The sequence below is a fragment of the Candidatus Margulisiibacteriota bacterium genome, from assembly GCA_003242895.1.
In the GTDB taxonomy this organism is placed as follows: Bacteria; Margulisbacteria; Riflemargulisbacteria; order GWF2-39-127; family GWF2-39-127; genus GWF2-39-127.
This window is the reverse complement of record QKMY01000058.1, coordinates 26,452-38,887: the sequence shown is the minus strand read 5'-3', so window position 1 is coordinate 38,887 and position 12,436 is coordinate 26,452. Positions and strand designations below refer to the sequence as shown.

Sequence of the window (12,436 nt, the reverse complement as noted above, 5' to 3'; positions counted from 1 at the left end):
TTTTATTTATGAAAAATCTGGTTTATCCCCACCTATATAATATTGATAAAGTATTATATGTCGTTTTGTTTATGGTATGTTGCCAAAAGAAAAATATCATGGTATATGTACTATTATTTTACCTTCGCATATAGTGGGATAGTTACTTTGATTTAAAAAATATGAAATAATCATTTTTTATTTACGATAAATTTATGTAAGAGAGATGTTTAAAAAGGTTTGTAAATAGGGGAGAAAAAATGAAAAAGCTACTTTTAATATTAACACTACTCACATTTGCAAACGTAGGTTATGCGAAGGATTATTCAAATGCCGGCGCATTTCTCGAAAAGGGTGCCGGTGCAAGGCCTCAGTCATTAGGAGGAGCCTTTACAGCCCTCAGCAATGACGCCCATGCAACAATGTACAATAGTGCAGGGCTTGCCCAAATAAAAAACATCCAATTTGATTCAATGTACACAAAACTATATGGAGATGTCGACCAGACTTATTTCGGCGGAGTAATTCCAATTGGAGATAATGCAGGTTTAGGTATTACGTATTTTTCTGCTGGAGTTGCAGGAATAAAAGAAACAACGTTAGACCAGATTGGCAGCCAGTTTAGAGCTACGGAAACTGGCAAGAATTTTGATTATGGGGCTAAGGCGATTATGATCGGATATGGAGTTAACGTTCTTCCTTCATTAGCCTTAGGAGTAACAACCAAATATATCAATGAAAGTATGTACAATAAACAGGCAACCGGTTTTGGCATGGATATAGGCTTCCTTTACAATCCGTTTGAAGATCTGAAAGTTGGCGTTAATCTTCAAAATGTAGTAAAGCCGGCTCTGAGATGGGATACCGAAAGTAATAATACTGACACTATCCCTTTTAAAGCTACCATTGGAGTTTCCCAGAAAATAAATGATTTTACATTGCTTTATGATGCGACGCTTCGCAATAATCGTAAAATGGGGTATGGACTAGGTGTCGAATACAATTATCAGAATTTATTGTCATTTCGTGGGGGCTTAAACAATTCTGCGTTAACATTTGGAGCTGGAATCAAATATGACGTGTTTAATTTTAATTACGCATATATGGGATCTCCTGATGGAGTGCTTGAGAATAATAATTCTTTCTCTTTCGGATTAAGCTTTGATAGCGTATCCATTGATAAATCAACTGGGCTTGGAGCAACTCTTCCACAAAAAGACGAGATGGTAAAATTGGATGTCGTCTCATCAACAGTAATTAAGCCTGCCGGGCTGGATGTTAAGTTTTCCGATATGGAAGATCACTGGGGCAAGAAGGCTGTAGAAGATATGGCTAGCTTAGGAGTAGTAAATGGCAGGCCTGATGGAAACTATGATCCGAATGGAATCATTAAAAAATCTGAAGCTACAAAAATAGTTTTACTAGCACTAAAATTGAAACAAAAAGCCGGAAATGCAGAGTTCTCAATAAAATTGAATAAAGATGAAAAAAATAATCATATACCAATAAGAGTGGATATCTATAATAAAGATGGAGTTTTAGTAAAGAATATTAATACTATACTTGATGTAAATACTTCAGAAAAAAAATTAGTTTGGGATGGCACTGATAAATCAAACAAAGTTGTAGAAGATGGAGTTTATAAAGTTAAAGTTGTGGTAGAGAATCCGTATGAAGAGATGAATACAGCAAAAGAGCTTCATGTAACAACTGAATACATCAATATTAAAGCAAACGACAAGACGAATACCCGGTTTAACGATGTAAGCTCTAGTCACTGGGCATCAGGTATAATTCAGGAAGCTGTAACTTTAGGTGTAGTTAATGGTGAATCTGCTATGTTATTTAAACCGACTAAACCATTCACAAAATTAGAGTTGGTAGTTGCGATAGCGAAAGCGTTGAAAAAAGAGGGTTACCAAGCCGAAGAAAATGTTGAGATATCCTATAAAGATGCTGTATTGATCCCTCATAAATATGATGAATTTATAAAAATATATATTTCAGCATTAGGTGCTGGTGGAGATGAAAAAGGCGCATTAAATCCGAATAAGAGGATTAACAGAGTAGAGGCTGCGACTATATTGGCGAGGTATCTTAGCACAAACAAGGTATTCGATACTGAGGCAAATGCTGATTTAAATAATAGGGAAGTCGTCAACATTGAGAGCTCAATAATTACTCAGAATATCTCTTTGGAAGTATATAAGACAAAAGCTAATAAAGTAATAATTAAAGGTAGTGCCCAGGGTATTAAGGGACTTATTATTGATGGGAAAAAGACCAGTATAAATTCTTTACGCTATAAGTTATTTGCAAAAGTAGATTACGCAAAAGATAAAGAAATAGTTATAACTGCAATTGATAACAATGATAAAGAAGTAGAAATTATAGTCAGCTTTTCTCAAGGGAACATAATTGTTCAAGGAATGGCAAATAAGGGTCTTGTAGTGGCAGTAAATAATAAGTCTCTATATATAAAGCCAACCGGGCAGTTTTTCTCTAAAGTTAAGAATAGTGGGAATCCGAATACGATACTTAAAGTGATAGTTAAAGATAGCTCAAAAAACTCTTCACTTGCCGGATTATAAAAATCTATTTACAATATATCAGAGCATTTTAATGGGGTTTGATTAATCAAACCCCTTTTTATATCTTTTTCATTTATGGGCCGGTTGACTTTAATAATGATTTTTTAAGCTAGCCAACAAGCTATTTTTGGATTCTATGAAAATCTAATACAAATTGAAATTGCAGGAGGTATGTTAGATGAGAGTTCTGGTTGTAGGAAGTGGCGGGCGAGAACACGCTATAGTATGGAAGCTCGCTCAAAGTCCTATTGTAAAAGAAATTTATTGTGCTCCCGGCAACGCAGGAACTTCAGAGATTGCGAACGCCGTAGCGATTAATGCAGATGATATTGAGGCTCTTCTTTCTTTTGTTAAAGAGAAAGCCATTGATCTGACTGTTGTAGGCCCTGAAATTCCTTTGATTAACGGGATTGTAGACACTTTTAACGCTGCTGGTTTGAATATAATTGGACCAAATAAGGATGCAGCTCAGCTCGAAGGTAGCAAAGTGTTCTGTAAAAATATATTGAAAAAGTACAATATTCCGACAGCTCAGTTCGAATCGTTTTCTGATGCTGCTTCTGCTAAATCTTATATTAAGCAAGTAGGCGCCCCTATTGTTGTCAAGGCTGATGGAGCTGCTGCAGGTAAGGGTGTTACCGTTGCAATGACAGTTGAAGAAGCCCTGGATGCTGTGAATAAGATGATGGAAGAAAAGATTTTCGGGGAAGCTGGGAACAATATTGTTATTGAAGAATTTTTGCAGGGAGAGGAAACCTCCATACTGGCTTTTTGTGACGGTATTACTATTCTTCCTATGGCAAGTGCTCAAGATCATAAAAGGATATTTGACAATGACGAAGGACCCAATACCGGTGGAATGGGCGCGTATTCCCCTGTTCCTATCGTGACAAGCGAGCTTGAATCCGAAATACAGGAAACGATACTTAAACCTACTATTGATGCGTTACGAAAAGAAGGTATCTTATTTCGCGGTATATTATTTGCCGGATTGATGCTTACTAAAGATGGACCAAAAGTGATCGAGTATAATGTAAGATTTGGAGATCCCGAAACACAAGTAGTCTTGCCAAGAATGAAAAACGACTTAGCTGAAGTGTTTAATGCGATTATTGAGAATAAACTTGCCGATATCAAATTATCTTGGGATACAAAGTTTAGTGTTGGTGTTGTAATGGCCGCTCAAGGTTATCCGGAAAACTATGCAAAAGGAATGAAGGTATATGGCCTAGACACATTTAAAAATATCCAGGATACTTTTGCCTTTCATGCCGGAACAGAAATTAAGAATGGCAACGTCGTTACTAATGGAGGAAGGGTATTTAATATTGTGGCTCTTGCTTCTACATTAGATAAAGCGATTGATAAAGTATATTCAGATATTTTGAACATTTCTTTTGCTGGTGCATATTATAGACGAGATATTGGTGCAAAAGGATTAAAGTGAAGCTATTAATTGCTACTAAAAATAATCATAAATCTATGGAAATCCGTGCTTTTTTCGAAGGGAGCGGTCTTGAGCTGGAATCTTTATTAGATTACCCAGAAATTCCAGAAACTATCGAAGATGGAAATACATTTGAAGAAAATGCGATAAAAAAAGCTAGAGAGTGCATGCAGCAAACCGGGATATTAACTCTCGCAGATGATTCCGGATTAGAAGTTGATATTTTAGGAGGAAAGCCGGGGGTTCTCAGTGCTCGCTTTGCAGGTCCGGGTGCTTCAGGTGAAGAGATGTGTAAGAAGATCATCGACCTAATGTCCGGTGTTCCATGGGAGAAGCGTACGGCTAGATTTCGTTGTGTTATAGCTATTGTTTGTGGTGATAAATTAGACTTGGCTCAGGGAACTGTTGAAGGCTATATTCTTAATGAACTAAATGGTGAAGGCGGATTCGGCTATGATCCGATTTTTTATTATCCCCCTCTCGACAAAACGTTAGCTCAAATAGATTTGTCTGAAAAGAATAAAATAAGCCATAGAGGACAAGCGTTAACTAAAGCAAAAATGTTGCTTGAAAAATATAAGACAATAAGCTAGAATGTTTAGGCTTATCATTTAATATGTTTTTTCGGGGCGTGGCGCAGCTCGGTAGCGCACCTGTTTTGGGAACAGGGGGCCGCTGGTTCAAATCCAGTCGCCCCGACCATTTTAAATGTATAAGCAAGTTTAATCCTTAAAATTTATTTCTTTAGATTTTAATAATTCTATTATTTCCATATAATATGATTGGCAGCTTGTAGGGAATATCTCCAAATCCATTTGATTCTCGATAGATCAAAACGATAATTATCTATTTCTTAAATCCACATAATTCTTTTCAAATTAAAATGTTTTGACGATGATTACTATATTTTTACTTCGGCAAAAGCTTATAGAATAGTTCAATTATTCTTCTAATTATTAGCTTTAAAAATTTTAACATTCAATAAAACTAATTCTCACTTAAAACTTAAAAAGACATCTCCTAGGTGCCGTCCTCAATAAACCATAATCAGTCGATACAAGTCGTTGGGCATATTTCCCCGATAGATTTTTACAGCAGTTATAATTAGCTGCTTATGTAAGCCTTTACCCCTGGATTTTGAAAAAATCGATTCATTTGGGGGCGAGAATAAGGGTTATAATAAAGCCTTTTTTTGTGTGATTGGTTAAATCTTTGATAAAATTAAGATAGGTGATGAGTTTAACGATAATTTTATTATCAATTTCATATTGGTTTAAGTAGATAAGCAGCTGATAGTGGACATATATGTTAAAAAGTGTCTTTCTAATTATTTTTTTTGTTTTAAACCTGATCTTTTTCGTCGGCGGTTCTCAAGCGCTTGATGCGGGTCAGCCTGGAGCTTTATTCTCATACGGAGCAGATGCAAGGTCTTTTGCAATGGGGAGAACGTATGTAACAAATAGTAAGGATGCTTCATCTGTTTATCGCAATCCTGCTTGTTTAGTAGATGTACCAAAAATGTCTTTCCTTTTTATGTCAGCCTCAATGTTCCAAGCTTACTCTTATTCTGTTCTCTCATTTGTTTATCCCGGGTTATACGAAACGTATGGAGGAGGGCTAATCAATTTATCTGATTCAGTCGGATTTATAAAAACAGATAAAGACAACAATAATATAGGTTCATTTAATGATAAGAGTAGTGCATTGTGCCTTGGCTATGCCAAACAATTTGATCATAAATTGTCTTACGGTATTGGATTCAAAATGTTTAATCGAGAGTTGGATGTTAGCTCTGATTCTTTTTTTGTTTTTGATCTAGGCTTAAATTATAAGATTTTAGATAAAATGACTATAGGCGCAGTACTTAATAATATTTATGTGATGAATAATGCTCCTTCGATGACTGCAGATACTATCCCTATGGTATGGCGTGGTGGCATTAGTTACGCTGATAATGACTGGATAATTGCCTATGATATCACAGATTCCTTTGATCAGTGGTATTTAGGGGCGGAATACAAGCTGTTGGATATGCTTTATCTTCGAAGTGGGATTAATTATAACGAACTCACTTTTGGCATAGGTATAGAATATCTGATGTTTAAGTTCGATTTAGCGTTAGGTAAACAAGAGACCATAGGCGATACGATGAAATTTTCTATGGTTTTAAACTTTGGTGACGATAAAAAAGAGGTTATTAAGAAAGAGTGTGATAAACTTATTCTTGAGGGTTCTATGTACCAGGAAAGAGGTTTTTACAATTTATCCAGGCAATCTTATAGCTCCGCGGGAACTATTGCAGAGCTTACTGCCGAGATTAAAGAGCAAATAGAGAAATTGGATAATATTTTAAAACTGAAAACATATTCGCTGGCGGATGAAAAGCAAGCGTGGGAGCACATTCAGAAAGCCAGGGAATTGTTGAAGGCTGACAGGGTCATGGATGCTTATAATGAAGCGAAAAATGCAGAAAAGTATATGCCGGCAAACCGCTCGATAATGGAATTGCTTAAATTTATAGAGAATTCTTTGGAAAATCAGTATTAGAGAATAAATAAGGGGGATTATTGTTTGAAGTTATTAAAACGGACAATTATCGCTGTAATAGCGTTGATATTCATAATGGCTCAAGCTACCATAGGTGATGTTGTTGTAACGAAGGCCGAAAAATCGGAAACGTTTGTTCTCAAAGACATATCTGAAAAAGATCCTTATGCCAAAGAAATATATTATTTTGTTACAAACAAGCTCCTCATCCCTAATAAAGGTAATTTATTTAATTCAGACCGTTTAATCAATAAAAGCCAATTCATTACATTTATCGTTTCTTTAACAGATAAAGATGATAACTATAAGTATTCCAACTTTTTTGTTGATGTGCCTGAAGACTATAGTGCAGCTCCGGCTATATGCAGAGCTGTTAATCTGAAATTAATTGGTGTTCCCGACAATAAGAAATTTTATCCAAAGTCATTCATCGAGGAAAAAGAAGCCGCTGAAATAATCAATAAATTGTTGGTTTTTCCAAAAAATTATTATAACGGTAGCGCCAATCTGGCCTCTGGATCTTCTCCGTTAGAAGATAGGATCTATTTGTCTCGGGGAAAAATGGTTGAAATGCTGTCAAATACAGATAGATTTAGTGACAAAATCGCTAAATTCAAGAACGAATTTAAATTTCCGAAGAGAGAGGCTAATGTTTTTATCAAGAATAAATTATTGGATGATAGCGTTAGTAAATACTTGAATACAAAAAAATCTGAGGATTTAATAAACGATGTTCACAATATTATCAAACAGAATGATTTTGATGAAATAATTGAAGAGAAATTAGCAAGGGCCTTAAAATATATAAACGAGTGGAAGTTTTATGATGCTGTTAAAGAATGCAATGAAGTTTTGGATGTAGACCCTAAAAATGTAGCGGCGTTAATGAGAAGAGGGTCCGCTAATTTTTTGCTGGATAATTTTGATAAGGCAAGACAAGACTGGAATAACGTCCTGAAAATCGATCCTGATAACAAACTGGTGAGAGAATTTCTTCAGCATGAGGGCAGACAACAGGACCGTGCTTTTATTGGAAAACAAACAGAACTGGAACAGACATTGGAAACCAGGTTACAAAATGTTATCAGAAAAAAGTTGAATATCAAAGATATCGTTGTTTTATTAAAGCTGGATATCGGTATTGATCTGTTTTCCCCAATTCAGGAAAAATCATTATTGCCTGGTGTTCCTATTCAATCGACCAATTTATATGACAAATATTTTATTAAAGATGTAAATGTATATATTACTGTGCCAACTGATATCGATAGTAATAAAGAGAAGAAAATCGTTGGTATTGTGAATGGTTTTTTTGATTTTCCGGTAAAAATGAATAAAAATTTGTTCATAACTAAAGATAAAATTAGTGACGAATCTATGTCTTCTGTCGCAGATAAATTCTTTAATAATAATCAAAATATCCAGGAAGAACTTAATCGAAATTTAAAGTTGGTGGAAGACAGGCTATCGAAAAATGAAGAAATAGCTTACAGAGTTCGAAAGGACACTGTTCTCGACGTACAAAATATAGTTGATAAGTTTAGGGCAGAATACAAGAGTGTCTCACAAACGGGGGATTTTTCGGATTCACAATCTAAAAAGTCGCTGGCATTAGGAATCAACCATTATGTTTCTATAGCTAATACTGCTGCAATCATTGTAGTTATTTTATTGATAGGCGTTTTATTCAGGAAATCTTTATCGGTAGTTTCCGATGGTGTGACTAAAATGGCTGATAAATCTGGAGCAGCTTCGTCAAGCGCGCTAACTCTTGGGGCTGGATATGGAGCAAGCGAGGGATCGAAAGATGCTGGTTCGGGACCGATTGGAGCGGCAGCGTCCATTGATTTGACATCGAATTCATTTGTCGGATTTTTTGCATTTGTTAATGAAGGGAATATTTTTAAGCTAAGGAATTTGCTCAAGTCAGAATATGAACAGGGACAAATCGATCTAGAAAAAATATCAATAATTTTATCTTATTTATCGCCGTCTATGGCTAATATTATTCTGTCTCAGTTATGCCATTTAGAGCAAGCAGAAGTACTTTCATATTTGGTTTATAGTAACCAATATAGTAAAGAAGAGATAGAGTTTCTGGACACGCGTATAAGGGAGAAACTATCAAGCCTTGTTGGTGGAAGAGAAGTTGTCCTTGGGCTTCTTAATCAGATAAGGGACAACGACAAGACTGAGCTTACTAAGGTTATGGCTGAAAGGTTCCCGGATGTACTTGAAGAGATCAGAGATATGATCCTGTTATTCGAAGATCTGTTGCTGCTGGACGACACCGCACTCCGTCAGATCTTTTCCGTTGTTGATCCCTATATAGCAGCAGCAGCGATTGTTCATATTGATAACACTGACAGTGAGCACATTAGGAGCATTCTGACAGAAGGTATGCGTGATATGGTCAATCAGGTAATTGAGCTTAAGAGCAAAACGATTACTAATATTGAAGTAATAGATGCACAGGAACAAGTTGTCGGAGTTGCTAAACACCTAAGCAAGCAAGGTATAGTTACGTTAATCAAAAAGAGTTTTGGCCATATCGGTAAAGCAAGCCAGGAGGATATTGATGCGTTCATTCGTAATGCTCTGCCCGGAGGGGTCCCAGGTTCTCTATTGATAAGCGATTCTGTTGATGCTGAAAAAGTTATAGCTAGTATCGAGAACAGTAAATAATTCGAGGTCATGGTGTACGGATGGGTAGAATTATTATTAATTATTTTTTTCTTATTACTGTATTATCGATGTGCAGTTGTAATTTTTTGAATGCAGAAACTATTACCCTGCTGTTTACCTCTAATATCAACGGGAAATTAGAATCGTGTAATTGTTCAACAGAAGCGAATGGCGGACTAGAGTTGCTATTGCCTCTTGTTGAAAAAGAAAGGGAACGCAATCCTAATTTAGTAATAGTTGATAACGGAGGAACTTTTTTACCTGATAATAGTGCAAAAAACAAGTATGTTGCAGCCGCTATGAACTTATTTAAATATGATGCAATTAACCTGGATGTGCCGGCAGATAACCAGGTACGTGAACTTCCTCTTGTATCCTCTGTTCAATCAGGTGCACAAACCCAGAAATACATTTCGGTTAAGAAATCCGGAGTCACTATAATCATTCTCGGGGTTGCTGCTGATAAGCAATCTGCATTCGAGACGTATTTGTCAGGGCACTTTAGTGTACAAAAAAAATCAGCTGACCTGACAGTTTTATTATCCCAGCTTTCTAAAAAAGAGAATATTGAAATCGCGAAGAAATTCCCTTGGATTGATATTATTGTCTCCAGTGAAAGTGAGTATCAGAATTCTTTTACAGTAGGGCAGACACATTTTGTATCAGCAGGAAAAGATGCTCAATTCCTTGGAAAGATGGTTTTTAGCATAGAGAAGGGGACCGTTAATCTCATCTCCCAGAAAATGATACCTGCCGACAGTTTTATGGCCTCAAAAAAGCTTAAGGGTCTGATGCTCGAATATTATAAAGAGTTAAGAGGTCAGGAAAAGCAAAAAGATACAAGGTTATCCAGGGATATTATTTATGTATTTTCTAACAGTAATTGTGCCTATTGTCACAAACTAAGAACAAAGAAGATCCCGCAGGTATTAGCTGCTCATAATAAACATTATGAGGTTGTTTTTTATCCTCTGGAAGAGCCTGATAATTATAAGACTTATATGAAGATAATGGGAAATAAACTTGATCTGCCGGCACTATATTTTAATGGACTGTTACTGGCAGGTAAAACTGAGATAGAGAGACAGCTTGATCATATTATGAGAGAGGATGCTAAATAGTTTGGTTAATCTCAGTTTTATTACTATATGCATGGCAGGTTTAATCGACGGAATAAATCCGTGTGCATTTGGTACGGTAATTTTTTTGCTCTCGTACCTGTCAGTACGACAGAGAAAACAGGAAATGATGCTTTCTTTTGCATTATTTACGATAGCAGTGTTTGTTACCTATTTTTTGATAGGGTTTGGCTTATTTCAATTTCTTTATAAAACCGGTTCATACTTTATTGTTGCCAGGCTTTTTCAATGCGTTATAGCAGGTCTTGCATTCATTGGTTCGGCCCTTTCTTTTTATGATGCTTATCTGGCATTTACAAAAAAAAATAAGTTCATCTTACGGTTACCGGACTTTTTACAAAAAAGAATTAAAAACGCAATCAGAGAGAAAACCATGACAGGAAATATCGTGATTGCCTCACTGGTATTAGGTTTCCTGGTATCTATATTTGAGCTGAACTGTACCGGACAGATATATTTCCCTTCGATTCTGTATATGATAAAAACCGGTTCTGCGATAAAGGGCACATTGCTATTGTTCGTTTATAACGTATTTTTTGTTTTTCCTTTAATCATAATCGGATTATTAACTTACAGCGGGCTTTCTTCCCGGAAGCTTTCCGGATTTTTGACAGAAAAAATAGGTTGGTTTAAGTTGGTTATGGCTTTTACGTTTTTAGCGCTAGGTATTTTATTTTTATTATAAGGGAGACGATGATGCAATTTTATCACAAGATCAGAATTATACTTTCACTATGCTTTTTTTTAATGGTATTTTCAGTTGTCGGCGAAGCCGCGGTTCAGCAGGTTGATAACCGGTTACCCAACTATTATGCTAACTCTGTTCCGGTATATCAATGGCCGGATTTTAGCAATAATGGACAGAGTTATCTAATGTTTAATGCTCTATGGGTAGGGTGGGATGATGAAGAAAGGGCCTGGAAATATAATAAAGTCATAGATGCCAGCCGGGGCACAATTGATCCTGGAGATCCTGTTTCCTGGATAGTAACAGGAAATAATGTCGGTTTTTTTCATGGCAAACTGGATCAGTTGCCGCCAGGAACTCATATTAATAACAAATACAATCCGGATATGCCGGCATACCGATGCGGGCAAGATGATATACAGGTGAAGGTAGGTACCGTTTGGATAGATAAGTATTCCTGCCGGATAATTGATGTGGGTGCAGATTATAAAGGTGCTGACGTAAAAGGGACATATTTTATTCAGCGGAACGAAAATAAAAAAGACAGCCAACATGATCATAATCATAATGATTTTGGGATTTTGGCGGGTAATGGCCAGAATGTGCCACCATATTGGATGGCTTTTTCTCAAAGGGCTGAGTGTTCGACCGGAATGACCTGGTTTGTCGCTCGCAGGGCAGCAGTTAACGCAGGGAAGCGGCTGGTGACAAACGGCGAATGGCAGGACGGCGCAGCAGGCACGGCGTTAAGCAAAGGGCGGGGAGGGGAACTTCCGGCCTCCTGGGACACTATAGCCGCTCAGGAAATTTCTACCTTTGGCTGTGTTGGCATGGCGGGGAATGTAAATGAATGGGTAAGCGACTGGATGCAGGGTAATGGCATGTTTTATCAGGGGCCAGTACAAAAAAATGCCTTTGATGAGATTGAAAAAAAAACCTCGTTTAAATCTGAAGAAATCTGGGAAGAATTAAAGAAGAATTATTACCTCGATGAAAACAGAAAGATATCGAGTAGATTTCAGCCTGATATGAAAGCATTTACATTAGAAATTGATCCAAAATTTAAGGATATAGAGAAATTGATAGTAGAAACCCTGAAAATGATAAGAATCGGTAAAGGTCAGTATGATCCCGGATTTTTTCCTAATACGGGAGTTTCCTATGGTAACGATAGTGTTAGTGAAGTTAAATCAGCTTCTAATCAAGCGGAAGGACAATGCTTCCCTGCCGCTTTGCTGAGAGGCGGAGAACACAAAATGAATGAACAATCAGGGGTTTTTTCCATTATGGCCGGAATAGCTCCTTCGAGTCCTTGTGGCTGTACAGGGTTCAGATGTGCAAAATAGGTATTACGTATAGA

Annotated in this window: 8 protein-coding genes and 1 tRNA gene; all 9 read left to right on the top strand. The window is 36.6% G+C overall.

Annotation, left to right across the window (positions count from 1 at the left end):
- The first annotated feature begins 239 nt into the window (after positions 1-239).
- Complete coding sequence (locus DKM50_10480) at positions 240-2,570, top strand: hypothetical protein (protein ID PZM78741.1); 2,331 nt, start codon at positions 240-242, stop codon at positions 2,568-2,570.
- 178 nt (positions 2,571-2,748) lie between these two features.
- Positions 2,749-4,017, top strand: coding sequence for a phosphoribosylamine--glycine ligase (locus DKM50_10475; GenBank protein ID PZM78740.1), 1,269 nt, complete (start codon positions 2,749-2,751; stop codon positions 4,015-4,017).
- A complete protein-coding gene (locus DKM50_10470) occupies positions 4,014-4,610 on the top strand; it encodes a non-canonical purine NTP pyrophosphatase (GenBank protein PZM78739.1) in 597 nt (198 codons plus the stop codon). Before DKM50_10475 ends, DKM50_10470 begins: the two co-directional genes overlap by 4 nt.
- A gap of 32 nt (positions 4,611-4,642) precedes the next feature.
- Positions 4,643-4,719: transfer RNA gene (locus DKM50_10465), tRNA-Pro, on the top strand.
- Positions 4,720-5,322: 603 nt separating this feature from the next.
- The gene (locus DKM50_10460) at positions 5,323-6,564 is read left to right on the top strand and encodes a hypothetical protein (GenBank protein ID PZM78738.1); all 1,242 of its coding nucleotides are present in this window, start codon (positions 5,323-5,325) and stop codon (positions 6,562-6,564) included.
- A 24-nt stretch (positions 6,565-6,588) separates the two neighbouring features.
- On the top strand, positions 6,589-9,249 hold the full coding sequence (locus tag DKM50_10455) for a hypothetical protein (GenBank protein PZM78737.1): 2,661 nt from the start codon (positions 6,589-6,591) through the stop codon (positions 9,247-9,249).
- A gap of 20 nt (positions 9,250-9,269) precedes the next feature.
- Positions 9,270-10,370: a hypothetical protein gene (locus DKM50_10450; protein ID PZM78736.1), complete on the top strand. Its 1,101-nt coding sequence runs from the start codon at positions 9,270-9,272 to the stop codon at positions 10,368-10,370.
- On the top strand, positions 10,360-11,073 hold the full coding sequence (locus DKM50_10445; protein ID PZM78735.1) for a hypothetical protein: 714 nt from the start codon (positions 10,360-10,362) through the stop codon (positions 11,071-11,073). Before DKM50_10450 ends, DKM50_10445 begins: the two co-directional genes overlap by 11 nt.
- A gap of 11 nt (positions 11,074-11,084) precedes the next feature.
- A complete protein-coding gene (locus DKM50_10440; protein ID PZM78734.1) occupies positions 11,085-12,422 on the top strand; it encodes a hypothetical protein in 1,338 nt (445 codons plus the stop codon).
- Positions 12,423-12,436: the final 14 nt, after the last annotated feature.